At 72.7% G+C, this 23435-nt stretch carries 23 protein-coding genes; 11 read left to right on the plus strand and 12 right to left on the minus strand.

The features are described from left to right. Positions 1–94: 94 nt before the first annotated feature. Together AOM09_RS11185 and AOM09_RS11190 are read left to right on the plus strand one after the other, a co-directional pair. The gene (locus AOM09_RS11185; RefSeq protein WP_062388350.1) at positions 95–2344 is read left to right on the plus strand and encodes a glycoside hydrolase family 3 N-terminal domain-containing protein; all 2250 of its coding nucleotides are present in this window, start codon (positions 95–97) and stop codon (positions 2342–2344) included. A 4-nt stretch (positions 2345–2348) separates the two neighbouring features. Next, positions 2349–3605 (plus strand): MFS transporter, encoded by a 1257-nt coding sequence (locus AOM09_RS11190; protein WP_062388353.1) that lies wholly within the window; start codon positions 2349–2351, stop codon positions 3603–3605. 26 nt (positions 3606–3631) lie between these two features. Here AOM09_RS11190 and AOM09_RS11195 read toward each other — a convergent pair whose 3' ends face one another. Beyond that, positions 3632–4096: a MarR family winged helix-turn-helix transcriptional regulator gene (locus tag AOM09_RS11195; protein WP_062388356.1), complete on the minus strand. Its 465-nt coding sequence runs from the start codon at positions 4094–4096 to the stop codon at positions 3632–3634. Between the two features lie 82 nt (positions 4097–4178). Between AOM09_RS11195 and AOM09_RS11200 the strand changes: the two genes are divergently transcribed. Next, positions 4179–4799, plus strand: a complete 621-nt coding sequence (locus tag AOM09_RS11200) for an NAD(P)H-dependent oxidoreductase (protein ID WP_062388358.1) — start codon at positions 4179–4181, stop codon at positions 4797–4799. Positions 4800–4802: 3 nt separating this feature from the next. Here the strand turns inward: AOM09_RS11200 and AOM09_RS11205 are convergent, their stop codons facing one another. Beyond that, positions 4803–5438, minus strand: coding sequence for an MBL fold metallo-hydrolase (locus tag AOM09_RS11205; RefSeq protein WP_062388361.1), 636 nt, complete (start codon positions 5436–5438; stop codon positions 4803–4805). Positions 5439–5663: 225 nt separating this feature from the next. On the opposite strand from AOM09_RS11205, the gene AOM09_RS11210 reads away from it, so the two are divergent. Genes AOM09_RS11210 through AOM09_RS11235 form a run of 6 tightly spaced genes read left to right on the plus strand, consistent with a single transcriptional unit; the run spans position 5664 to position 9749 of the window. Further along, positions 5664–6851, plus strand: a complete 1188-nt coding sequence (locus tag AOM09_RS11210) for a CE1758 family FMN-dependent luciferase-like monooxygenase (protein ID WP_062388364.1) — start codon at positions 5664–5666, stop codon at positions 6849–6851. Positions 6852–6859: 8 nt separating this feature from the next. Continuing rightward, positions 6860–7339: a MarR family winged helix-turn-helix transcriptional regulator gene (locus AOM09_RS11215; RefSeq protein ID WP_062388367.1), complete on the plus strand. Its 480-nt coding sequence runs from the start codon at positions 6860–6862 to the stop codon at positions 7337–7339. After that, positions 7336–8040 (plus strand): CE1759 family FMN reductase, encoded by a 705-nt coding sequence (locus AOM09_RS11220; RefSeq protein WP_062388368.1) that lies wholly within the window; start codon positions 7336–7338, stop codon positions 8038–8040. Before AOM09_RS11215 ends, AOM09_RS11220 begins: the two co-directional genes overlap by 4 nt. 46 nt (positions 8041–8086) lie before the next feature. Continuing rightward, on the plus strand, positions 8087–8461 hold the full coding sequence (locus AOM09_RS11225) for a SpoIIAA family protein (protein ID WP_062388371.1): 375 nt from the start codon (positions 8087–8089) through the stop codon (positions 8459–8461). After that, positions 8458–8775, plus strand: a complete 318-nt coding sequence (locus tag AOM09_RS11230) for a GNAT family N-acetyltransferase (protein ID WP_062388372.1) — start codon at positions 8458–8460, stop codon at positions 8773–8775. Before AOM09_RS11225 ends, AOM09_RS11230 begins: the two co-directional genes overlap by 4 nt. Continuing rightward, positions 8772–9749, plus strand: coding sequence for a pirin family protein (locus tag AOM09_RS11235; protein ID WP_062388375.1), 978 nt, complete (start codon positions 8772–8774; stop codon positions 9747–9749). Before AOM09_RS11230 ends, AOM09_RS11235 begins: the two co-directional genes overlap by 4 nt. A 41-nt stretch (positions 9750–9790) precedes the next feature. Here AOM09_RS11235 and AOM09_RS11240 read toward each other — a convergent pair whose 3' ends face one another. Beyond that, a complete protein-coding gene (locus AOM09_RS11240) occupies positions 9791–11296 on the minus strand; it encodes an HNH endonuclease (RefSeq protein WP_156162346.1) in 1506 nt (501 codons plus the stop codon). A gap of 99 nt (positions 11297–11395) precedes the next feature. Here AOM09_RS11240 and AOM09_RS11245 point away from each other — a divergent pair, with 99 nt between their 5' ends. Then, positions 11396–11719, plus strand: a complete 324-nt coding sequence (locus AOM09_RS11245) for a TFIIB-type zinc ribbon-containing protein (protein WP_062388380.1) — start codon at positions 11396–11398, stop codon at positions 11717–11719. A gap of 7 nt (positions 11720–11726) precedes the next feature. On the opposite strand, the gene AOM09_RS11250 is transcribed toward AOM09_RS11245, so the two are convergent. From AOM09_RS11250 to AOM09_RS11270, 5 genes are read right to left on the minus strand one after another with little or no spacing between them, the layout of a single operon-like run. Beyond that, positions 11727–13037: a glycoside hydrolase family 43 protein gene (locus AOM09_RS11250; RefSeq protein WP_228375128.1), complete on the minus strand. Its 1311-nt coding sequence runs from the start codon at positions 13035–13037 to the stop codon at positions 11727–11729. Beyond that, positions 13034–14917, minus strand: a complete 1884-nt coding sequence (locus AOM09_RS11255) for a family 43 glycosylhydrolase (protein ID WP_062388383.1) — start codon at positions 14915–14917, stop codon at positions 13034–13036. Before AOM09_RS11255 ends, AOM09_RS11250 begins: the two co-directional genes overlap by 4 nt. A 49-nt stretch (positions 14918–14966) precedes the next feature. Continuing rightward, positions 14967–15983, minus strand: coding sequence for a glycerate kinase (locus AOM09_RS11260; protein ID WP_062388386.1), 1017 nt, complete (start codon positions 15981–15983; stop codon positions 14967–14969). Between the two features lie 2 nt (positions 15984–15985). Further along, positions 15986–16672: an NADPH-dependent F420 reductase gene (locus tag AOM09_RS11265; RefSeq protein WP_228375129.1), complete on the minus strand. Its 687-nt coding sequence runs from the start codon at positions 16670–16672 to the stop codon at positions 15986–15988. A gap of 20 nt (positions 16673–16692) precedes the next feature. Beyond that, a complete protein-coding gene (locus AOM09_RS11270) occupies positions 16693–17619 on the minus strand; it encodes a hypothetical protein (RefSeq protein WP_156162347.1) in 927 nt (308 codons plus the stop codon). Positions 17620–17811: 192 nt separating this feature from the next. On the opposite strand from AOM09_RS11270, the gene AOM09_RS11275 reads away from it, so the two are divergent. Then, on the plus strand, positions 17812–19293 hold the full coding sequence (locus AOM09_RS11275; protein ID WP_062388391.1) for a DHA2 family efflux MFS transporter permease subunit: 1482 nt from the start codon (positions 17812–17814) through the stop codon (positions 19291–19293). A 261-nt stretch (positions 19294–19554) separates the two neighbouring features. Here AOM09_RS11275 and AOM09_RS11280 read toward each other — a convergent pair whose 3' ends face one another. From AOM09_RS11280 to AOM09_RS11295, 4 genes are all read right to left on the minus strand, one after another. Next, entirely contained in the window at positions 19555–20043 is a 489-nt protein-coding gene (locus AOM09_RS11280; protein ID WP_062388392.1) for an NUDIX hydrolase, read from the minus strand. 77 nt (positions 20044–20120) lie between these two features. Further along, a complete protein-coding gene (locus tag AOM09_RS11285; protein WP_062388395.1) occupies positions 20121–20609 on the minus strand; it encodes an NUDIX hydrolase in 489 nt (162 codons plus the stop codon). Between the two features lie 23 nt (positions 20610–20632). Further along, positions 20633–21382 (minus strand): SGNH/GDSL hydrolase family protein, encoded by a 750-nt coding sequence (locus AOM09_RS11290; RefSeq protein WP_267127882.1) that lies wholly within the window; start codon positions 21380–21382, stop codon positions 20633–20635. A gap of 165 nt (positions 21383–21547) precedes the next feature. Beyond that, positions 21548–23272: an FAD-binding protein gene (locus AOM09_RS11295; protein WP_082099064.1), complete on the minus strand. Its 1725-nt coding sequence runs from the start codon at positions 23270–23272 to the stop codon at positions 21548–21550. Positions 23273–23435 lie beyond the last annotated feature (163 nt).

A 23435-nucleotide genomic window follows, 5' to 3' on the forward strand; every position in this document is an offset into this window, starting at 1 on the left:
GGCATCCGCACTTGCAACGTTTCGACCCTTCATTTTACCATGTGGTAAAACTTGTCCGCCGAGACCCGCTCGACGTCGCGTGGAAGGACCCGCCATGACCACCGCCTACCTCGACCCCGCCCAGCCGACCGCCGCGCGCGTCGCTGATCTCCTCGCGCGCATGACGCTGCCCGAGAAGGTGGGGCAGATGATCCAGATGCACACCTACGACGGCGTGCCGCACCTCATCGAGGAGATGCACGTCGGGTCGATCCTGCACGCCTCCCCCGAGCGCCTCGAGCTCGCGCACGCCCTCAACGAGGAGTCGCGGCTGCGGATCCCGCTGCTCGTGGGCGAGGACTGCATCCACGGCCACTCGTTCTTCGAGGGCGCGGAGATCTTCCCGACGCAGCTGGGCATGGCCGCCACCTTCGATCCGGCGCTGCTCGAGCGCGTCGCCCGCGCCACGGCCGTCGAGGTCTCGTCGACCGGCATCCACTGGACCTTCTCCCCCGTGCTGTGCATCGCGCGCGACCTGCGCTGGGGTCGCGTCTCGGAGACGTTCGGCGAGGACCCGTACCTGCTGGGCGAGCTCGGCGCGGCGATGGTGCGCGGCTACCAGGGCGACGGGCTGGCGGACCGCACCGCGATCCTCGCGACCGCGAAGCACTTCGCGGGATACTCCGAGACGCAGGGCGGACGCGACGCGTCGGAGGCGGACATCTCGCGTCGCAAGCTCCGCTCCTGGTACCTGCCCCCCTTCGAGCGCATGGCGCGGGCCGGCTGCGCAACCTTCATGCTCGGCTACCAGTCGACCGACGGGATCCCCATCACCATCAACGACTGGCTGCTGGGCGACGTCCTGCGCGGCGAGTGGGCCTACACGGGCACGCTCATCACCGACTGGGACAACGTGGGCAACCTGGTCCGCGAGCAGCGCCTCTACCCGGACTACGCCCAGGCCGCGGCCGCAGCGGTCAACGCCGGCAACGACATGATCATGACCACCCCCGCGTTCTTCGAGGGCGCGCAGGAGGCCGTGCGTCTCGGGCTCCTCGAGGAGTCGCGCATCGACGAGGCCGTCTCCCGCATCCTCACCCTGAAGTTCGACCTCGGGCTGTTCGAGGACCGCCGCGCCGCCGACCCCGCGCGCCAGGCCGCCGTGATCGCCCAGCCCGCGCATCGTGCCCTCAACCTCGACGTGGCCCGCCGCTCCCTGGTGCTCCTCGAGAACGACGGCACGCTTCCGCTGCCGGACGACCGGCCGCTGCGCCTCGCGATCGTGGGCCCCAACGCGGACGACGAGCACACCACGCTCGGCGACTGGGCCGGCGCATCGGGCCAGGCCGACTGGCTCATGGACGGCCACCCGCGCGAGATGATCACGACGGTGCTCGACGGCCTGCGCGCGCTCGCGCCCGCGGGCTCCGAGGTGGCCTACGTCCGGGGCGCGGAGATCATCACCACCGGGCCCGACCCCAAGGGCGCGTACTTCCCCGACGGCCAGCCGCGCCCCCACATCGCGTTCCCCGTCGAGCCCGACGCCGCCATGATCGCCGAGGCCGTCGCGGCGGCGAGGGACGCCGATGCGGTGGTCGCGGTCCTGGGCGACCGCATCGAGCTCGTGGGCGAGGGGAAGTCCACCGCGACGCTCGAGCTGCTGGGCGGCCAGGTCGCGCTGCTCGACGCGCTCGTCGAGACCGGCACGCCCGTCGTCCTCGTGGTGCTCGCCTCGAAGCCCCACGTGCTGCCGGCGTCGGCCGCGCGCGCCGCCGCGGTCGTGTGGGCGGCGAACCCCGGCATGGCCGGCGGCCGCGCGGTGGCGGAGCTGCTGCTCGGCGCGATCGAGCCGAGCGGGCGCCTGCCGATCTCGTGGCCTCGCCACGTGGGCCAGCAGCCGACGTTCTACAACCAGATCGACGCCCAGCACGGATACCGCTACGCGGACCTCACGCAGGAGCCGCAGTGGGTGTTCGGCGACGGCCTGTCGTACTCGTCCGTCGCCTACGCGGACCTGCACCTCGCCGCCTCGGAGCTGGACCTCGACGCCACCATCGAGGCCACCGTCACGGTCTCCAACACGGGCGAACGCCCCGTCCTCGAGACGGTTCAGGCGTACGTGCGCGACGTCAACACCTCCGCCACCTGGGCGGACCGCGAGCTCAAGGGCCTCGCCCAGGTGGCGCTCGAGCCCGGCGCCTCCGCCACGGTGACGATCGCGATCCCGGTGTCCGAGTGCAGCATCGTGAACGCGCGCGGCGAGCGCGTGGTCGAGCCCGGAGCGTTCCAGGTGCTCGTGGGCCCCAGCTCCCGCCTGACCGACCTGCTGGTCGCGGACCTCAACGTCTCCGCCTCGGTAGCGTGAGGCCATGACCGTCCCCGTCCCCGCGCGCGCCGTCGTGGCGCCGCACCTGCGCCGCGCCCGCATCGGCGTCGCGATGATCTTCTTCACCAACGGCATCGTGCTGGGCGGCTTCGCGCCGCGCGTGCCCGAGATCCGCGCCGGCCTCGGCATCTCCTACGGGACGCTCGGCGTCGCGATGGCCATGTGGTCCATCGGCGCGCTCGCGCTCGGGCTGTTCGCGGCGACGCTCATCCGTCGCTTCGGGTCCGGCAAGGTCGCCACGCTCACGATGGTGGTGAGCGCTGGCGCGATGCTCGCGGCGGGGCTCGCGCAGAACGTGTGGGCGTTCGGCGCCGCGCTGTTCGTGGTCGGCGTCACCGACGCCTGGGTGGACGTCGCCCAGAACGCGCACGGGCTCGAGGTGCAGAAGCGGTACCAGCGGTCGATCCTCAACTCCTTCCACGCGCTGTGGTCGATCGGCGCGGTCACCGGCGGCCTCATCGGCGGCGCGTGCGCCGGGCTCGGGATCGCGGTGCCGTGGCAGTTCACCGCGACGCTCGTCATCGTGATCGCCGCGAACCTCGCGGCGTACCCGCTGCTGCTGAAGAAGGGCAGCGACACCGAGGCGGACGTCGAGCAGGGCGCGAGCGAGGCTGCGGTCCCGCAGCACACCCCGCTTCGCCGCATCCCGCTACGTACATGGGCAGTGCTGCTCGCGCTCACCGTCATCGCGATCGGCGGCGGCTGGGCCGAGGACGCCGCCTCCACGTGGTCGGCGTCCTACATGTCCGACGAGCTGCTGGCGGGCGCGAGCCTCGCCGCGTTCGCGTTCGTGGCGATGCAGGGCGCGCAGTTCATCGGGCGCCTGCTCGGCGACGGGATGGTCGACCGGTGGGGCCAGCGCGCGGTGGCGCGCTTCGGCGGCGCGCTGGTCGCGGTCGGCATGGGCCTCGCCCTCGCGTTCCCGTCGCCGTGGGGCACCATCGCGGGCTTCGCCGCGGCGGGCTTCGGCGTCGCCACGCTCATCCCGGGGGCGATGCATGCGGCCGACGAGCTCCCCGGGCTCCGCCCCGGCACCGGGCTCACGATCCTGTCGTGGCTGCTCCGGCTCGCGTTCCTCGCCTCGCCGCCGCTGGTGGGGTGGATCGCCGACCAGACCTCGCTGCGGGTCGGCCTCGCGCTGGTGCCCGTGTTCGGGGTGCTGATCCTGCTGCTGGCCGGCGCGATGGCGCCGCGGAAGGCCGCCACCCCCGCCGTTCGGGACGCTCAGCCCTCGTCGTAGCGCCCCCATCGCGCCGCTCGGGACGCTCAGCCCTCCAGCGGGGCTGATCCCCGGCCCTCGAGAGAGGCGATGAGACCGTCGAGGCCGGCGATGACGGCGCGGGCGGCGTCGGGCTCGCGGTCCGCATAGGTCCCGACGTCCGACGCCAGCAGCGCCGCATCGGCCGCCCGCACCAACGCGCGACCCGCGTCGGTGAGGGTCACGATGCGCTCCCGCCGCGACGTGGGGGACGGCGCCGTGTCGGCGAGGCCCGCCGTCCGCGCGCCCTCGAGCAGGCGGCTCACGGTGCCCTTGGTCAGGCCGAGCCGGTCCGCGATCGCCTGCTGGCTCCCCATCTCCGGACGGGCATCGAGCACGCTCAGCACCATGTACAGGCCCAGGGACACCCCGGTCTCGCGCGTCACCACGGCCTCGGCACGGCGCTCCATCATCGTGGCCGCCTTGCGCAAGGCGAACCACAGCTGCTCGGGCAGCGTCGCATTCGTCTCCATGGCGCCAGTTTACCGCTCAACCGTTTGACATTCAACCAAAGCCGCGAGATAGTTGAGTATCAAACCTTTGAAGTAGGCCGCCATGAACACCGTCATCGTGTTCGACCACCCCTACACCCGGGCCGCATCGGAGAACATCCCCCACCAGCGCAGCTTCACCGCCGCGATGACCGCCGCCGCCGAGCGCGGCCTGGCGCGCGGGGGCCATACGGTCGACCTCATCGACCTGCACGCCGACCGCTTCGACCCCGTGATGAGCGCGGATGACCTCGCGGCGTGGCGCACCAAGAAGGTCGTCGACCCCCAGGTGGCCAACTACCAGCGCCGCCTCCTCGCCGCCGACCACGTCATCTTCGCCTTCCCCATCTGGTGGGAGTCGATGCCGGCACTCACCAAGGGCTTCCTCGACCGCGTGCTCACCAAGGGCATCGTTTACAGCGAACCCAGGAAGGGCCGCCCGTTCACGCACCACTTCGCCGGACTCAAGGGCGTCACCGCGCTCACGGTGATGAGCACCCCCACCTGGATCTATCGGACCGTGTTCGGCAGCCCGATGACCAAGATGATGTTCCGCGGCACCTTCCGGAAGATGGGCGTGCACCGCCTGAGCTGGGTCAACGAGTCGGACCCCGCGGGCCGGACGCTCGAGCAGCGCCAGGCATCGCTCGCCAGGATCGAGGAGCGGTTCGCGCGCCTCGCCTAGCGGCTACAGCTCTACCGACTCCCCCGGCGCGAGCACCTCGAGCGGCACCACCGCGAGCGACTCGACCACACGGGCCACCACCCCGAGACCCACCGCCGAGGCATGCGCATCGTGGATCGCGATCGCCCGCGCCGGCCGGACCGCGCGCACCAGGTCGACCGCTCCGGCCGCGCGGAACCACGGACCGCTCGCAGGCACCAGCAGCACGTCGACCTCCCCGGGAGCCTCGAGCGAGTCGCCAGGGTGGTACACCCGACCGCCGACCAGGTAGCCGACGTTGACCGGGCGCGGCATGTCGGGATGGATCTCCGCGTGCCGCCCACCGTGGACGGTCACGGCGAGCCCGCCCGCGACCAGCGCCTCACCCGGGGCGACCGCCGACACCTGGCCCGGAAAGCGCCCGGCCCACTCCCCGACCACCGGGTCCGGACCGACGACGCGGAGATCGGGACGGGCGGCCAGGGCCGCAAGGATCGCCTTGGCGTCGACATGGTCGGGGTGCTCGTGCGTGAGGAGCACCGCGCCCGTCGCGGCGATGAGATCGGCGGCGTCCGGCGTGTAGGCACCGGGGTCGATGAGCAGCCGCCCCTCCGGCGACGCGATCGAGACGCAGGCGTGGCCGTGCTTGGTGAGGCGCATGGGGCCAGTCCACCACGACCAGGACCGCGCCTCCCGCCAGCGGGACGCTGCGCGCCGCGCCCCGCACGGAACGTCCCGAACCCGACGGGGCGGGGAGTGCGACGCGAGCGGGAATGAATCCGCGACGGTCGCGTTAGTTACATGCGTACGCATATAATCGGCGGCATCGGCCGGGACGCTCGTCCCGGGCCCGGCGGCACTCGAGTCCCCCACAGGAGGCACACCATGCAGTTCGGCATCATGTCCGTCTCGGACATCACCCGCGACCCCGTCACCGGTCACACGCCCTCCGAGGCGGAGCGCATCGAGAACATCGTGCGCATCGCCACCCACGCCGAGGAGGTGGGCCTCGACGTCTTCGCGATCGGCGAGCACCACAACCCGCCGTTCTTCAGCTCCTCTCCGACCACGCTGCTCGCCCACATCGCGGCGCTCACCACGACCCTCACGGTCACCACGAGCACCACGCTCATCACCACCAACGACCCGGTCCGCCTGGCCGAGGAGTACGCGATGCTCCAGCACCTCGCCAAGGGCCGCATGGACCTCATGCTCGGCCGCGGCAACACCGCGCCGGTGTACCCGTGGTTCGGCCAGGACATCCGCCAGGGCCTGCCGCTCGCGCTCGAGAACTACAACCTGCTCCACCGCCTGTGGCGCGAGGACGTGGTCGACTGGGAGGGCCAGTTCCGCACCCCGCTGCAGGGCTTCACCTCGACTCCGCGCCCTCTGGACGACGTCCCGCCGTTCGTGTGGCACGGCTCGATCCGGACCCCCGAGATCGCCGAGCAGGCCGCCTTCTACGGCAACGGCTACTTCGCGAACAACATCTTCTGGCCCAAGGAGCACTACAAGCGCCTCATCACGTTCTACCGCCAGCGCTTCGAGCACTACGGCCACGGCAGCCGCAAGCAGGCGGTCATCGGCCTCGGCGGCCAGGCGTTCATCGCGAAGAACAGCCAGGACGCCCACGACCAGTTCCGCCCGTACTTCAACGAGGCCCCGGTCTACGGCAACGGCCCGACCATGGAGGACTTCGAGGAGATGACGCCGCTGTCGGTCGGCAGCCCGCAGGAGGTCATCGACAAGACGCTCACCTTCCGCGAGGCCTTCGGCGACTACCAGCGCCAGCTGTTCCTCATCGACCACGCCGGCCTCCCCGTCGACATGGTCCTCAACCAGCTCGACCTGCTCGGCGAGCACGTGGTGCCGGTCCTGCGCGCGGAGCTGGAGTCGCGCCGCGACCCCGAGGCCCCCGCGAACCCGCCGTCGCACGCGGACCTGGTCAAGGCCAAGTACGGCGACCAGGCGCCGCGCCAGCCGCGCCCCAACGCCAACCGCGGCGACAACGTCACGGGTGGCTCGCCGTATCAGGACTCGGAGTCCGCGGCGGACTCCTACCCCACCCTCTAGGAGGGACGATGGCCCCCGCACCCGCGACCCGCGCATCGTCGCGAGGCCGAACCCGCCTCGCGAACGATGCGTGGGAGGCCGCGTTCCACGCGCACTCCACGCTCATGCGCCGCTTCACCGCGGAGGACGTGTGGGACGGCCTCACGATGCGCGAGTACGACGTCCTCTACACGCTGTCCAAGTGCGACACCCCGCAGCGCCTCGGTGACCTGGGCAGCCACGTGCTGCTCAGCCAGCCGGGCCTCTCGCGGCTGGTGGACCGGCTGGTGGACCGCGGGCTGGTCGCCCGCTGCGCCGACCCGCGCGACGCGCGCGCCGCGAATCTCACGCTCACCGAGGAAGGCCGCGCGACCCAGCGCCGCATCGGCCGCGCGCACGGCGCCTCGGTGGCGGCGGCGATGACGGCCCGGCTCTCCGACGAGGAGCTCGCGCTCCTCGAATCACTCTCCCGCAAGCTCGCGACCGACCCCGACAAGGACCGACCATGACCGACTTCCGACTCGCGGTGGTCTCCGCCGGCGTCTCCGACCCGTCGTCAACCAAACTCCTCGCCGACCGCGCCACGCAGCGCGTGACCGCCCTCGCCCGTGAGCGCGGCCACGCCGTCACCGTCACCACGATCGACCTGCGCGAGCTCCTTCAGGAGCTTCCCGCCGCGCTGTCGAACCAGCTGCTCGGGCCACGCTTCACCCGGGCCGTGGACGAGCTGCTCGCGGCCGACGCGATCGTCGCCGCCGCCCCCGTCTACAAGGCCGGCGCCTCGGGGCTGTTCACCAGCTTCTTCCAGGTGCTCGACAACGATCTGCTCATCGGCAAGCCCGTGATCCTCGCGGCCACGGCAGGCACCGCGCGCCACGCGCTCGTGGTCGACGAGGAGATGCGTGCGTTGTTCGCCTACCTGCGCGCGCTGCCCGTCCCTACCAGCCTGTTCGCTTCGACAGAGGACTGGACAGACACGGCGCTCGGCACGCGCATCGACCGCGCCGCGCGCGAGCTCGTGCTGCTCATGGAGTCCGGGTTCGCGCGCGCCGTCCGGGACGATGCGTGGGGCGCCTACCAGCACACCTACGGGTCGGGCGGCGGCACCGAGGTCGACATCGACCTGAACTCCGACCTCATGCGGCTCGCGACGGGCGGCTCGCTGCGCCCCGACCCCGACGAGGACCCGTTCGACCCCCGCAACGGCTGACACCTCTCCCCTGGCAGACCGGCCGCTCGCGAAGCAGGATGGACACATGCCTCTCCACGAGCTGCCGGCCATGCCCGAGCACACCGTCGGGTTCCGCGCGACCGGGCTGGTGTCCGCCGAGGACTACCGCGCCGTATTCGATCCCGCGCTCGACCGCGCCATCGCCACCGGCACGCCGGTGAACGTGGTCTACATCCTGGGTCAGGACTTCGAGCGGTACTCGGTCGGCGCCCTGTGGGAGGACCTCCGCCTCGAGGCGCAGCCCCATGACGCGTGGGGCCACCTGGCCCTGGTGACCGACCACGCCGTGCTGGCCGAGGTGGTCCATCTCCTGTCGTTCCTGCTTCCTGGGCACGTCCGTATCTTTGCGACCGCGGACGAGCGCGACGCGATCGCCTGGGCGAGCGGAACGGAGGGATGACCGCGCCGCAGCAGATCCCCGAGCCGGCGCTCGAGGTGGTCCGTTCCGAGGAGCGCGGCCGGTACGAGCTCCTCGTCGGCGGCGTGCTCGGCGGGGTCGCCGAGTTCCGTCTGCGATCGGGACGCATCGTCTTCACCCATACCGAGATCGCCGCGGAGGTCGAAGGCCGCGGCTTGGGCTCGCATCTGGCCCGCGAGGCCCTCGGCGACGCGGCCTCGCGCGGAGAGGTCATCGTCCCGGTATGCCCGTTCATGGCGGCGTACCTGCGACGCCACACGCTGCCCGATGCCGTCATCGACTGGCCGGAGCCGTGACCCGTCTCGACGCCGGTCCGGTCGCCGAGGTCCTCTGCCCGGGCACGGGGCGCCCGCCCGGGCCGGTCGCGGTGGTCCTCGAGGCGCGCGAGGTCCCGCTGGGCGGGCTGCGTGCCATGAGCGTGCGCCGTTCGCTCCCGCAGCGCGGGCTCACCACGATCGGCGCGTGGTGCTTCCTCGACCGCTTCGGCCCGCAGCTCGCCACCATGCGGGTCGAGCCCCATCCCCACATGGGGCTGCAGACCGTGACCTGGCCGCTGGCCGGCGAGATCCGGCATCGCGACTCGCTCGGCTCGGACGTGGTGCTCCGCCCCGGGGCGCTCAACCTCATGACCGCGGGGCACGGCGTGTCCCATTCGGAGTACTCCGTGGGCGAGGGCCCCGTCCCGCTCGACGCGCTCCAGCTGTGGGTCGCGCTCCCCGGCGGGGCGCGCGGCGTCCCGGCAGCGTTCGAAACCCATGCGACGCTCCCGACGCTCGTCCTCGACGGCGGCGCCACCGCAACCGTGATCCTGGGCACGCTCGCGGGCACCCGCTCGCCGGCGACCGCCTTCACGCCGATCGTCGGCGCGCAGGTCGTGCTCGACAGGGACGCCGACGCCGAGCTGCCGCTCGACCCGACGTGGGAGCACGGCATCATCCCGCTGTCGGGGGACGTCGAGGTGCACGATGCGTCGGGGGCCCTGACCACCCCCGACCCGGGCGGGATCCTCTACCTCGGCGCGGACCGCTCCGCCGTGACGCTGCGGTCGCGCGCGGGTGGCACGCTCATGGTGCTGGGCGGCGAGCCGTTCCCCGAGGACCTGGTGATGTGGTGGAACTTCGTAGGCCGCGATCACGACGAGATCGTCGAGGCTTGGCACGCGTGGAACGGCGACGACGGGCGGTTCGGCACGGTCGACGGTCACGGCGACGTTCGCATCCCCGCACCGCCGATGCCCGAGGTGAGGCTCAAGCCACGCACGCGGGGGTGACGTACGGTCGCCTCCTGACGCGGGACAGAGCTCTCCCCCGGTCATGCGGCCACCCGTGGATCGAGCCGCGCGACACCGCCGCGGATCGGAGTGCGGTCGCGGTCCACCGAGGCGGGAGGGATCAACCACGGTCGGCCGTCCCGCAGCTCCAGCTCCCACTCGGTCGAGTGGAGCCGGACGTGGCATCCCGTGCAGAGGAGCACGCCGTTGTCGAGGTCGGTACGACCGCCGTGGTTCCAGAAGTCGACATGATGGACGATGCACCAGGTTGGCGGCGCGAGGCACCACGCGCATCCTCCGTCACGTTCGACGATCGCCTTGCGCTGCGCCGCTGTGAAGAGTCGCCTGCCGCGACCCCAGTCCAACGGGAGGCTGCCGCCGCCGAGCACGACGGGGATCACCCCGGCGTCGACCGCCATCATCCGCATCGTCGCACCGCTGATCGGGCCCGCGATGGAGTCGCACGAACCCGCACCGAGTCCGGTGGCGAGGGCCTCGTAATCAAGGCGCACCACGACCTCGGTGCGCACGCCGGAGCCGGGCTCGTCGCAGCCGAGACAATGCTGGGCAAGCATCACCAGCGCATCGGCGCGGATCTGTCCAGCGGTGCGGGAGTCGCTTCCGGCAACCACCTCATCGTCCTTGCGACGCTGGAAGGCGTCACGCACCTGTGCGTCGAGCAGCGCGATCACGGGTGCCGCCGATGCGGCATCGAGCCGAGCGCGCAGGGTGACCATGCCCTCATGGTCGCGGCCGACCACAAGCTCACGCTGCTGGCGATGGCGCCTCTCCTGCTCCTCGAGCGAGGCGCGATCATGCATGGCGATGGCCTGCTCGCATGCGCGGCGAAGCTCCCGCAACGTCAGCTGCTCCGCCTTCGCCACCAGCGTCGGCTCGAGCATCGCCGGAGCCTCGGCGATCGCATCGAGGGTGCGCTCGAGCACCTCGACCGCGGCGGCGCCGATACGGCCGTCACGGAACGCCCGGCGGACCTGCGGGTGGCGCGACGCTTCCGGTTCGCCGCCTGCGGCGATGAGTCGCTGCGCGCTGCCCTCATCGATCCCGAGCCGCTGGGCCGTCTCGCGGCGCTGCCCCGCGGCCTGACTGGGCGTCGGCGAGGCGAGGGTGCCGCGCGCGCGACGAGACGACTCGGCGGCGCCAGCCGCCACCGCGACGCCGGCATGCCGGTACACCGCCGCCGACGCCTGCTCGAACAGGGAGAGCTCCTCTGCGGACAGCCCCGCGAGGTCACGACCATCGAACCCGCGCAGCGCGCCGAGCGCCGTCGTGAGCGGGGTCGTGGAGAACGCCATGGAGACATTCCACCACCGGGGTCTGACATCGAGGCCCACTCCTTTCCACAGGTCTACCAGGGTGGATAACTCTTTCCTAACTCGGCCTGTGGACATCGCCTCACGCGAGCACGAGCGACATCGCCGCGGACCTCCATCGGCGCAAGCGCATAGCGACGCCGGACGGGAAATCCCTTGCCCACGCCTCTCGCCCTCCTCGGCGACCGCGCCCGGAACCCGCAGCGCGTGCGGCACGTTGGCTCGCCAAGCGACGCTCGCGCGTCGCGCACACCAGGCCGGATCCGCCCAGCGGAGGCCCGTGCCGCACCGACCCCACCCGAGGAGCAACCCACGATGAAGTGCCCCGTCGACGACGCGACGCTCGTCATGTCCGACCGCAACGGCGTCGAGATCGACTACTGCCCGGACTGCCGCGGCGTGTGGCTCGACCGCGGCGAGCTCGACAAGATCATCGATCGCACGGCCGCGGCCCAGGCCCCGGCTCTCCAGGCACGCGACGCACGCGACCCGCGCGACGCGCGCGGGTACGACGACCGCCGCGACCAGCAGCAGCGCACCTACGACCAGCGCTCCTACGACCAGCGCGGCTACGACACCCGCTACTCCAAGCCGAAGCGCAAGGAGTCCTTCCTGTCGGACCTGTTCGACTTCGGTTGAGCCGCGCTCACCCGATCTCGACCAGCGCCCCGACCCAGAGCGCGGTCCGGCTGAACGGCACCTTGTCCTCCGCATCCCAGGCGGCGGAGCCGTCCCGCCCCGTCCATGCGTTGAGGTTGGCGCCCAGGGTGCCCTCGAGCCGACCGCGCACGCCGTGGTCGCCTGGCTCCGACGTGTCGATGCCGTCGAGATCCCATGAGACGGGGAACGATGCGGCCCCGCCGCCGTGCAATCGCGCCTCGGCGTACGCCGGCAGCGCCACCCGTAGCGCCTCGGCGGACGTGCCGACGGGCGCCGCAACCACCCCGAGGTCGGTCCGCACGGGACCCGCCGCGTCGGCGCGCCGCAGCGCCTCGTGCTGCGCCGGCGTCAGGCCGAGGATCCCCCCGTGCTTGGTCGCGGCCCGCAGCGAGAACCGCGGGCTCTCCAGAGGCTCCCACGGCGTCGCACCATCGAGATCCGTCGAGACCATCGGGCGGTACCCCACGGACGGGATGACGTCGACGAAGAGGTACCAGCGGTCCTCGCCGTGCGCCTTGACCATCGTGGGTCCCTCGACCCCGTGCCCCGCGGCGTGGCCCTCGCCGATGCGCGTCTGGACCTCGCGCCACACGGCGCCGGGCTCCCACCACCGCGGCGCGTCCGTGACCTCCATGAACAGCCCGCGCGCGCTCGCGCCGTTGGACTTGGTCACGCGGTAGGTGCGGCCGGCGTGCTGGATCATCGTGGTGTCGATGGTGTCCTCGCCCTGGTCGAGGAGCACGCCGCCGTACGTCCACGTCGACTGCGTGAAGTCCGTCGTCGACCCCCACAGGATCACCTGGTGGTCGCCCACCGTCGAGGTCCAGTAGACGACGAACGCACCCTCGCCCTCGCCGTGGAAGTCGGGCACGAAGGTAGCCTCGGCGGCCCACATCATGCCCATCTCGGGGGCGTCCGCGTCCCGGGCGCCCGACGGATCGAGCGCCACGTCGATCTGCCGCAGCGGCGACCACGTGATCAGGTCGCGCGACTCCCACACGTTCATGCGCGTCGAATAGCCCCGTGACCACCCGGCCCACCCCGCATCGTCCCCGCCGAAGACCCTCAGGTCGGTTGCGAGGATGTAGTAGATCCCGGCATCGGGGCTGAACGTCAGGTGCGGGTCGCGCACCCCGGTGGTGCCGAGGTGCGAGGCGAGCACCGGCTCGCCCCCGTTGAGCGGCACCCAGCGTTCCGGGTCGTCGCCGTCGGACAGGTCCAGGTAGATCTTCTCGGCGTAGCCCTCGGGGTCCTCGAGGAAGTGGACCATGAGGTAGCCGTAGGGCCGCTCGGTCACCGCACGGCCACCGTGACGCGTACGTCCCGCAGCTCGGGGAGCAGCTCCTCCTCGGTCTCCATGTCGAGCACCGGCATGCCGTCCGACGCGACGTGGACACGGCGCACGAACATGTCGCGCCCGGTGAGGCCCTTGTGGTCGGTGCGCGCGTGGAACACGTACAGCAGGTTGCCGTCCTGGTCCTCCGACCACATGCCGTGGCCCGTGCCCAGCTGCATCTCGCCGTTGAACGGGCCCGACTTCTGGATGGGGTGGCCCAGCCGCGTCCAGGCTGCCGGGTCGGTGAGGTCGACCCCCGCGCCGGCCGTCGCCGTCACGAGCCCCGTGGTGTAGCTGTCGCCCACCGTCGAGCCCGAGTAGAGCATCCACAGGCGGCCGTCGCGCACCAGCACGTTGGGCCCCTCGGCGATGACGTTGTCCCACGCATACTCGGGGGCGACGATGCGCACGGGCTCGCTGGTGAGGCGCGTCGGCTCCGCGGGGTCCATCGTCGCGATGAACACGGAACCGAGCATCTGCCAGGCGTAGTAGTGCGCACCCGAGTCCTCGAGATACGTCATGTCGAGCGAGATGCCCTGGATCGGGTTCAGCGGCGAGCCGTCGGCGCGGACCACGTGGCGCGCGGCCGTCCAGTGCTCGGGCACGGTCGGGTCGAGGTGGTTCCCGGCCTCGTCCTTGCGCAGCTGGACGATGCTCGCGCGGCCCGACCACATGTCGGTGGGCTCGCCGTACGAGGGCATGAACAGGATCGACAGCGTTCCGTCGATGAGGTGGATCTCGGGCGCCCAGAAGCAGCCGGTCATGGGGTTGCCGTCGGCGTCGAGCGAGCCGTGGACCAGCAGGTCCACCTCGGCGACGCGGCCGGCTTCGAGCGCCTCGTCGGACAGGTCCTCGATGCGGTCGGCCATGCGGATCGGCATGCCCACCGGCTCTCCGGCGTTGGTGACCGGGTCCATGTGGAGGTCCTTGGTCGCGATCATGAGGAACGTCTGCACGCCGTTGAAGTCGAAGCGGTACACGCTCGGGTCGGCGCGCTCGTCCGCGAAGGGCGTCGGGTAGACGGCCTGCCGCACGCGGCCCTCCACCTCGTACGCACCCGGCACGGAGGTGTCGATCGCGGCGACGGCGGCGGCGTCCCACGCGATCGCGAGCGAGCCGGTCGAGCCGTCGCTGTAGTCGAGCTCGAGGCGCGCGGGCAGGTCCTCGACCACGAGCGCCGCGCCACGGGCGAGCTCGACCACCGGCAGCGGGCGGGCGCCGATGTTGCGGATCGGGCCGAAGCGGATCTCCAGCGCGCGGGCGACGTCGGCGGGCACCGTGAGCGGCGCACCGTGCTCGAGCCCCGCGACGTGCCCCTCCTCCGCCGCCCCCACGGTGGCGGCGTCGGCGAGGTCGGCGACGGTCGTACGGCGGGCGACGCCCGCATCGTCCGTCCAGGACATCCGGTAGGTCCCGGCGTCGGCGTCGTAGATGGCGGCGGGACGATGCACGCCGTGGGTCACGCCGAGGTCGAGCAGGCCGACCTCGGTGAAGGTCAGCAGGTCGGGCGACGTCGCGACGAGGACGCTGGAGCGCTCGCTGCCGTCGGGGGCGCCGCCGCGCGCGACTCGCGTCGCGATCACGCCGAAGCCGCCGTCGCGCAGGCGGAGCAGATGAGGGTCGACGAGCGATCGGAGGATCTCCTCCGTGGTGCCGGCGGGACCGGGCGTCTCGGACACGCGCGCGAAGAAGATGCCGTAGTCGTCGAACAGCGGCTCCCACCCATCCGGCCCCTCGAGCGCGAGATGCATGCTCAGCGCGGCGTCCTCGTTGTTGGCCTCCGCCGCCGTCGTAGGCGCACGGTGGTAGGCGCGGACGCGGCGCTCGGTCAGGTCGGTCACTGGCGCTCTCCTTCGAGTCGGCTGCGGGCAGACTCGCAATTTACATCGTTTACCCGGCGGGCTCAAAAGGACGAGGACCTGATCGCTCGCGCGCCGCCGCCGCGGCCCGCCCCGCGGCCTCGAGCCACCGCTCCGGCTCGGCCATCGCGGCCTCGCGCGTGCCCGCGAGCGTCGCGAGCGACGCCGACCACACCCCGGGATCCGCCGCGACCTCGCCCGCGATCACACCGACCCGCGGGAAGGCCGCGAGCGCGTGCCCGGTGACCTTGCCCAGGAGGGACTGCGCGTCGAACCTCCCCTCTCCGGTGAGAACCAGGTCCGCGGCGGCCCCCGCCGCGTCGAGGCCCGTGAGGCGAGCGATCTCGGGCGCACCCTCCACGAGCGTCGCGCCCCACGCGGAGAGGGCGTAACCCACCCCGCCCGCGGCCCCCGCACCCGGCACGGTCGGATCCGCTCCCAGGCGCGCCGCCACCGCCTCGAGCCGCGCCTCGAGCAGGGCCACCTCGGCCGCGGACGCACCCTTCTGGGGCGCGAACACCGCGGCGGCGCCCGCGGGGCCGAGCAGCGGTGCGCGGACGTCGGTGAGCACCACCGCGCCCCGCGCGGGAGGCCGTCGATCGCCGAGCGCCTCGAGCATCGGCAGGCCGCCGTCGGTCGAGGCCGAGCCCCCGATCGCCACGACGAGCCGCTCGCACCCCGCGTCGAGCGCGCGCGCCATGACCTCGCCCAGCCCGCGCGACGTCGCCCCGAGCGGGTCGAGGCGGGGCATCAGCGTGAACCCCGACACCATCGCGAGCTCGACCACGGCCGTCCCGTCGCGCATCTCCAGGTAGATGCCGCCGACGTCCTGGCCTGCCGGTCCGGTGACGCGCCCCACGGAGCGCGGCACCGCGTGGGGGATGGCGCTCACGAGCGCCCGCAGCGTGCCGTCCCCGCCGTCCGCCTGAGGGATCTGCACCACGTCGTCGCCGCGGCGCGCGGCCCGCCATCCGTCCGCGATGGCGGCCGCGGCGCGATCGGCGGCACAGGTCCCCTTGAACGAGTCCGGCGCGACCACCACGCGCATCGTCAACCCGCCCGCCCGCGCGCTCGCGCGACCACCCGGCCGCGCTGCGATCGCGGGAACCGGTCGAGCATCGCGCGCAGCTCGTCGGCCGTGGCGCCGGAGCCGAAGGCCTCGGTGGCCGGTTCGACCATCACCCCCGCCGCGAGCGGGCCCGCGTCGACGGGGTCGAAGCCCAGCGCGTCGACCAGGGCCGCGACGGCGGCCCGGTCGCGCGCATCGTCGCCCGCGACCGCGATGCCGCGGCGGTCGGGATGTCCGGGAGGATGCGCGAGGTTGGCGAGCTCCCACACGCTCGCATGGTTGAAGGCCTTGACCAGCCGCGCGCCGCGAAGGAAGGTGGCGACGGTCTCGGAGGTCGACGTGGACGGATCGTCGAGATCGGGGCGCGCACCGTCGAGCTCCCACCAGTAGTTCATGGCGTCGACCACCAGCCGCCCCTCGAGCAGCGTGCGCGGCAGCGTGCGGTAGCGCCCGAGCGGGATCGCCAGGATGACCACGTCCGCGGCGCACGCCGCCGCCGGATCGTCCGCGGACGATGCGGTGGTCACCGGGATGCCGGCGTCGCGGCACAGGCGCGCGAGCACCGCGCCGACCCGACCGGCGCCGAGGATGCCCACGGTTCGCGGCGCGAGCGCCGCACCGTCGAGGCCCTCGCCCTCGACCGCCTCGCCCGCCCGCGCATCGTCCACGCGTTCGAGGCTACCCGCGGCTAGAGGCGCTCGATCTCGATCACGGCGTACACGCCGTCCGCGGTGAGATAGGCCAGCGCATCGGCGACCTCGACGCCCGCCGCGTCGATCAGCGCGGCCGCCTCGGCCAGGGTCCAGAGGCGCCCCGAGGGCCACGCGGCGCGGGCGTCGGGATCGGGACGGTCCGCGAGCATCGCCGAGAAGACGAGCGCCCCGCCCGGCCGTACCAGGGCGAACGCCGCGCCGAGCGCGCGTGCCGCCTCCTCGGGGCAGCGACCCACCAGCAGGTCGAGCGCCTCCACCACGTCCTGCGAGCCCTCGGGCACGGGCGGCTCCTCCGCGACGATCGCCTCGTCGCGCGTGAGGAACGCGTGCTCGGCTGGGTCCAGGCCGTGGCCGCGCACCAGGCGCCGCGTCACGTCGAGCGAGTCGGAGCACGTGTCGATGAAGGTCGCGTGCGCATCGATCCCGGCCTCGTGCGCCTCGGCGAGCGCGGCGACGACGGGAAGCGCGGGGCCGCACGCGAGGCTGGTCCACCGCACCTCGCGCGTGAGGTCGATCGCGGAGCGCACCGCGAGCCACTGGAGCACGCGCGCCCGGGCGCGCAGGGCGCGGGCGTCGATCGCGGCGGTGAGGTAGCGCCGGGTGAGCGGGTCGACGGGCGCCCCCGTGAACACGGCGGCGCCGTGAGGGCTCGAAAGCCGCGGTGCGCCGGGCAGGTACACGTTGGGCATCGCGGCCGCCGTGCCGAGCCGCGCGGCCCACTCCAGGAACGCCGGCGACGAGACCGGCGAGGGATGCGCATCCGGATCCGCGCGACCGGAGTCGGACTCGTCGCCCACCACCAATCGCAGAACCCTCAGACCTGACGGATCGAGCGCGGCCCCATTCACCCGCACGTCGCGCTTGGTGAAGCGCTGCGCGGCCCCCTCAGCCGTGTGCACCATCAGAACCTCCGCATCCCCCGCCGGCCGGCGGTCCCCCAGGACGAGACTGCCGACGGGGTGCACCGTCGGCGTTGGCATCACGATGTTATGGCCGCGTCGGCGAATCGGCAACCGGAGCGCGGCGGCGCGAGATGGAAGACCCCCAGAACGTGGGGCTGACGCGTTGTCGGACCCCTGGCGCACAATGGCGTGATGACCGACGACCTCGCCACCAGGCATCCGGACGCGCCTCGCGCGGTAGACCCCGCGCTCGCGCGCCGGAACACGGCGGTGATCTGGGTGCTCATCGTCGCGGCGTTCGTGGTGATCCTCAACGAGACGGTCATGGGCGTCGCGATCCCCCACCTCATGGAGGACCTCGCGATCACCGCGGTCGCGGCGCAGTGGCTCACCACCGCGTTCCTGCTCACCATGTCCGTGGTCATCCCGATCACGGGGTTCCTGCTTCGCCGGTTCCACACGCGACCGATCTTCCTCACCGCGATGTCGCTGTTCGTCGCCGGCACGCTCATCGCGGCCCTCGCGCCGGGCTTCGAGGTGCTGCTGCTCGCGCGCGTGGTGCAGGCCTGCGGGACCGCGATCATGCTGCCGCTGCTCATCACCACGGTGATGCAGCTCGAGCCGCCCGAGACGCGGGGCCGCCGGATGGGATCGATCTCGGTGGTCATCGCGGTCGCCCCGGCGATCGGGCCCACCATGTCCGGGTTGATCCTGAGCGTGCTGCCGTGGCGCTTCATGTTCGTGTTCGTGCTGCCGATCGCGGCGGCGGTGCTCGCGCTCGGCTGGAGGCTGATGCGCAACGTGACCGAGCCCACCGACGCGCCCATCGATGTGCTGTCGGTGATCCTCTCGGCGCTCGGCTTCGGCGGTCTGGTCTTCGGCCTGAGCCGCATCGGCGAGGCCGGCGGCGACGGCGTCCCCGCCACCACCGTCGCGGCGCTCGCCGTCGGTGCGGTCGCGCTCGGGCTCTTCGTCTGGAGGCAGATCGTGCTGCAGCGCATCGACGATGCGCTGCTCGACCTGCGTACCTTCCGCGTGCCCACCTTCGCGGTGTCGATCGTGATGTTCGCGATCCTCATGATGTCGCTGTTCGGGATGATCATCCTGCTGCCGCTGTTCATGCAGGGCGTGCTCGGGCTCTCGGTGCTGCAGAGCGGCCTTCTGCTGCTGCCCGGCGGCCTGCTCATGGGGTTGTGCGCGCCGGGTATCGGACGGGCGGTGGACCGGATCGGGCCGCGCCCCCTGCTCATCCCCGGAGCCGCGCTCGTCGCGGGCGTGCTGTGGACGCTCGCGTTCACCATGTCCCCGGCGACGCCGTGGTGGGCTCTGCTCGCCTGCCACGTGGTCCTGAGCGCCGGGCTCGCGCTGATGTTCACGCCGCTGTTCGCCGCGAGCCTGGGTTCGCTCCCGCCGCACCTGTACGCCTACGGATCCGCCACGGTCTCGACGGTGCAGCAGGTGTCGGGCGCCGCGGGCACCGCGCTGTTCGTCTCGACCATGGCGGCCGTCGCCGCGTCGCGGACCGCCACCGGCGTCGACGAGCTGGCCGCGCAGTCGGCCGGGATCAGGGCCGCGTACCTCATCGCCGCGATCCTCGCGTCGGGCGCGGTGGTGGCCGCGTTCTTCATCCAGCGCCCCGTCGACGCGCCGGGGCCGGGACACGCGGCACACTGACGCGCGCTTGCCGGCAGCCCGCCCGCGAAATGGGGCACCCACGGTCGCTCAGCCGCACCCGCCGCCTCCCAGGGGGCGCTCCCGGTCGCCCGCCCGAGCCAGGCGCGCGCGCCCGCCGGCCGCAGTGCCAACGACCGCCAGCGTCCCATGCGAGGCAGCAGGCTCGCGGAAACGACGCTCAGCGCCCCATGGCGCGCGGCGTGCGGCGGGCCGAGCGACCAACGCCAGACGGCGGACAGCGGACGCCGGACCCGACCGCGCTCAGCTCTCGAAGCGCGTGACCTCGTCGCCGGCGAGCACCGCCGCGACCCGGCGCTGCATCTCGAGCGAGAGCGGCGGGAGCGCGTCCTCGTCGAACCACGCGACCTCGGAGTTCTCGCCGTCCGCCGCATGCGCCTCGCCACTGACGTAGCGGAAGCGGAACGTGAGGTCGAGGAACTGGACCCGATCGCCGTTGGGGTACGTGGCGGGCGCCTGGACGTGGACCCACGCGAGCGCCTCGGGCTCCCCGACCACGCCGGCCTCCTCGAGGCACTCGCGCGCCGCCGCGATCGCGGGCTCCTCGCCGGGGTCGATGATGCCGCCCACGGTGGCCCAGACGTCGAAGTCGGGACGATGCGCGAGGAGCACCTGCCTGATGCCGGCGCGGTCGGGCGAGGGCCGCAGCACCACGGCAGTCGCGCTCATCAGCCACAGCGGATGGGTCCCCACCCGCTCGCGCAGCGCGAGGATGAAACCGGGCGTCGCCATGCGGTCACGCTACCGTGCGCCCGCGCCGGCGCCCAGGGCCTGTCGGGCTCATGCCCGAGCTCACGCTCGACACCGCGCTAGAACGCCCAGCGGCACACGTCCCCCGGCCCGACGCCGGCCACCACGCGCGCCGACATCTCGGCGTTCATCGGCGGCAGCGCGTCGAGCTCGAACCACGCGGCCTCGAGGTTCTCCCCGTCCGCCGGGTGCGGCTCCCCGCTCACGTAGCGGAAGCGGAACGTGAGGTCGAGGTACTGCGACCGGTCGCCGTTCGCGTAACGCATCGCCGGCAGCGCGTGGACCCAGACGAGCGCCTCCGCCTCGGCGACCACGTCCGCCTCCTCGAGGCACTCGCGCGCGCCCGCGGCCGCGGGCTCCTCCCCGGGGTCGATGATGCCCGTCACCGGGGTCCACTGACCGTTGTCCGCGCGCCGCACGAGCAGCACCTGGCGCGCGCCCTCACGATCGGGCGAGGGCCGCAGCACCACGGCGGTCACGCCGGGCAGCCACAGCAGGTCGGTGCCGATCTTGGCACGCAGATCGAGGACGAAGTCGGGCGTCGCCATGCGGCCACGCTACCGTGCGCGCGTCAGGGCGCCGGCGCCTCGATCCTGGTCCACGTCGGATGCTTGGGCACGCGGCCGTCGCCCGACGAGCGCCCCGTGAGGCGCCTCCCGATCCACGGGAGCACGTAGCGGCCCACGTAACGCGCCTCCTCGACGATGCCCGGACGGCTCGCATCGCCCTGCGGCGCGGCGGGCAGGTCGGTCGCGACCCCCATGGCCGCGAGGACGCGCGACGCGACGCGCGAGTGCCCCAACGGATTGAGGTGCAGACGGTCCTCGTCCCAGTAGGCGGCGCGGCGCATCTCCGGGTCGCGGTAGTTGTCGACGAACGTGACGTGCGGGGTCTCCGCGGCGATCGCGTCGATCAGCCCCATGAGGGCGTCCGCCCGGTCGGAGAACGTGCGCCCGCGCGGGAGGCGCTCGGTCGGGTCGGGCCCCGAGAGGATCACGAGCGAGACGCCGGCCTCGCCCGTGAGGTCGACCACGCGACGCGTGAGCGCCTCGATGCGCGCCGCATCCCACCCGGGCCGCATCATGTCGTTGCCGCTGCCGTTGAACGTCATGACGTCGGGCCGCGGGTCGAGCGCGAGCGCCGCGTCGCACTGCTCGGTCGCGATCGGCTCGAGCAGCCGTCCGCGGATCGCGAGGTTCGCATAGTCGACCCCGCCATGCGCCTGTGCGAGCCCGATCGCGACGAGGTCCGCCCAGCCGCGCACCCCTCCGCCGGGCTGCGGGTCGCCGACCCCCTCGGTGAAGCTGTCCCCGATCGCCACATATCTCACGACAGTCGACCCTAGCCCGTCGCGAGCGGACGCCCTGACGAGCCGCGGCACGCGACCACGCCCGCAACCGCGCCCGGAACCGCGGCGCGCGCCCACGCCAGCAGCCGCCGCCCGGGGCCGGCGGTCGCGTCGCGCGCGGCCGCCGGCCCCGGCACGTCATCCCGCCTGCACCTCCTGGACGGGCTCGCCCACGGCGCGGTCCGCGGCGTCGGCGATGGCGAGCTCGGTCGCCCGGGCTGCGGCGTGGCGGCCCGCGAGGTACCCGAACACGAGCGCGGGTCCCAGGGTCGACCCCGCCCCGGGGTAGGTGCGCCCGGCGACCGCGGCGGAGCAGTTGCCCGCCGCGTACAGCCCCTCGATCACGGCACCCGAGGTCGACACCACCCGCGCGTGCTCGTCCGTGAGGAGCCCGCCCTTGGTGCCGAGGTCGCCGAGCACGATCTTGATCGCCGTGAACGGACCCTTCGCGATCTCTCCGAGGTTGGGGTTCGGGCCGTGGGTCGGGTCCCCGTAGTAGTTGTCGTAGGCGTCGTGGCCGCGCCCGAAGTCCTCGTCGACCCCTGCGCGTGCGAACGCGTTGAAGCGCTGGATGGAGGCCTTGAAGGTGGCCTTGTCCACGCCCATCTTCTCGGCGAGTTCCTCGAGGGTGTCCGCCTTGACCGCGACGCCCTCCTCGAACAGCGCCTTCTTCCCCGCCAGGAACGCGTTGTTGAGGTACTTGCGGCCGAACCGCACGTCGAGGACCATCCACGAATGGTTGGTGCGCTCGAGCCCACGCTCGAGCATCGCGTGGCCGAAGTCGACGTACGAGGTCGACTCGTCGACGTACCGGCTGCCCTCCTGGTCGACGACGATCGAGTGCGGCATCGACCGCTCGGACACGATGAAGACGGCCGGCGTCGTGGAGGTGGGCGCGACCGACGGCCCCCACCACGCATCGTCCATGAGCGCCACGTCCGCGCCGTGACGCCGGCCGATCTCGATGGCGGTCCCCGTGTTGTAGGGGTTGCCCGACGAGTGCTCGACGTCGATCCCCTGGTGCTCCTTGCGCCATTCGAGGTTGTGATCGAACCCGCCCGCGCCGAGGTGGACGCCCACGCGGGCGCGGATGCGGCGCTCTCCCTCGGGTCCCGTGACGACGGCGCCCACGCACGCTCCGTCCTCGATCACGAGGTCGGTGAGCGGGGTCTCGAGGCGCACCTCCGTGCCCTGCTCGAACTTCGCGATCCACATGAGGCGCGACGACAGCGACGCCCCGAGACCCGTGAGCCTGCGACCGGCGACCAGGCCGCCGAGCGTGCGGAACACCATGCGCGCCCCGCCGACGAACCCCGAGGGCGTCGACCACGCGCGCGCCAGCAGGTAGGTGTCGCCCGCGAACAGCGGCAGGCCGGCGGGCATGGAGAAGCGCGCGCGCCCCCACCAGTCGCCGAACTTCTTGACGTCGAACGGTGCGGGCTCGACGGTCCGTCCACCCGCGATGCCACCGGGCAGGTCCGGGTAGTAGTCGGGGTACTTCTCGGCGGTCTGCCACACCATGCCGTGGCCCTCGAGCCACGAGTGGACCACCGGCGCCGTCCTCACGAACGCCTGGCGGCGCGCGAGGGACGATGCGGGACCCACCTCCTCCGGGGTTCCCACGCACGCATCGAGGTACGTGAGCACCGCCTCCTCGGAGTCCTCGACGCCGATCTCCTTCATGCCCGGATGGGTCGGCAGCCAGCACCCGCCGCCGCTCATCCCGGTCGACCCGCCCCACTTGTCGGATCCCTCGACCACCAGGACATCGAGCCCATCGTCGGCCGCCGCGATCGCTGCGGACATCGCCGCCGCGCCTGTGCCGACCACCAGGAGGTCGACCTCCTCGTCCCACTGCGCCATGACACTCCCCTTCGAGCCTCAGCACCGGACAACGTTGTCCGGTCGCTTCGGCCGACTCTACCGGACACCTCTGTCCGGTTGAAGGGCGCACGGACTCCCACTGACAGAGGTGAAGCACGGGTCGCGAGGGACCGGCCGTGCGCGTGCCGCAGCCGCATGCGTC

It is taken from the genome of Demequina iriomotensis, assembly GCF_000971395.1.
Taxonomy (GTDB): domain Bacteria; phylum Actinomycetota; class Actinomycetes; order Actinomycetales; family Demequinaceae; genus Demequina; species Demequina iriomotensis.

Excerpts from the sequence above, each read along its gene's own strand:
- AOM09_RS11210 (WP_062388364.1), top strand. The coding sequence starts at position 5,664 with ATGCAGTTCGGCATCATGTCCGTCTCGGACATCACCCGCGACCCCGTC.
- AOM09_RS11295 (WP_082099064.1), bottom strand. The coding sequence starts at position 23,272 with ATGGCGCAGTGGGACGAGGAGGTCGACCTCCTGGTGGTCGGCACAGGC.
- AOM09_RS11190 (WP_062388353.1), top strand. The coding sequence starts at position 2,349 with ATGACCGTCCCCGTCCCCGCGCGCGCCGTCGTGGCGCCGCACCTGCGC.
- AOM09_RS11215 (WP_062388367.1), top strand. The coding sequence starts at position 6,860 with ATGGCCCCCGCACCCGCGACCCGCGCATCGTCGCGAGGCCGAACCCGC.
- AOM09_RS11230 (WP_062388372.1), top strand. The coding sequence starts at position 8,458 with ATGACCGCGCCGCAGCAGATCCCCGAGCCGGCGCTCGAGGTGGTCCGT.
- AOM09_RS11225 (WP_062388371.1), top strand. The coding sequence starts at position 8,087 with ATGCCTCTCCACGAGCTGCCGGCCATGCCCGAGCACACCGTCGGGTTC.
- AOM09_RS11185 (WP_062388350.1), top strand. The coding sequence starts at position 95 with ATGACCACCGCCTACCTCGACCCCGCCCAGCCGACCGCCGCGCGCGTC.
- AOM09_RS11270 (WP_156162347.1), bottom strand. The coding sequence starts at position 17,619 with ATGGTGCACACGGCTGAGGGGGCCGCGCAGCGCTTCACCAAGCGCGAC.
- AOM09_RS11245 (WP_062388380.1), top strand. The coding sequence starts at position 11,396 with ATGAAGTGCCCCGTCGACGACGCGACGCTCGTCATGTCCGACCGCAAC.
- AOM09_RS11285 (WP_062388395.1), bottom strand. The coding sequence starts at position 20,609 with ATGGCGACGCCCGACTTCGTCCTCGATCTGCGTGCCAAGATCGGCACC.
- AOM09_RS11220 (WP_062388368.1), top strand. The coding sequence starts at position 7,336 with ATGACCGACTTCCGACTCGCGGTGGTCTCCGCCGGCGTCTCCGACCCG.
- AOM09_RS11200 (WP_062388358.1), top strand. The coding sequence starts at position 4,179 with ATGAACACCGTCATCGTGTTCGACCACCCCTACACCCGGGCCGCATCG.
- AOM09_RS11195 (WP_062388356.1), bottom strand. The coding sequence starts at position 4,096 with ATGGAGACGAATGCGACGCTGCCCGAGCAGCTGTGGTTCGCCTTGCGC.
- AOM09_RS11260 (WP_062388386.1), bottom strand. The coding sequence starts at position 15,983 with ATGCGCGTGGTGGTCGCGCCGGACTCGTTCAAGGGGACCTGTGCCGCC.
- AOM09_RS11280 (WP_062388392.1), bottom strand. The coding sequence starts at position 20,043 with ATGGCGACGCCCGGTTTCATCCTCGCGCTGCGCGAGCGGGTGGGGACC.
- AOM09_RS11205 (WP_062388361.1), bottom strand. The coding sequence starts at position 5,438 with ATGCGCCTCACCAAGCACGGCCACGCCTGCGTCTCGATCGCGTCGCCG.
- AOM09_RS11275 (WP_062388391.1), top strand. The coding sequence starts at position 17,812 with ATGACCGACGACCTCGCCACCAGGCATCCGGACGCGCCTCGCGCGGTA.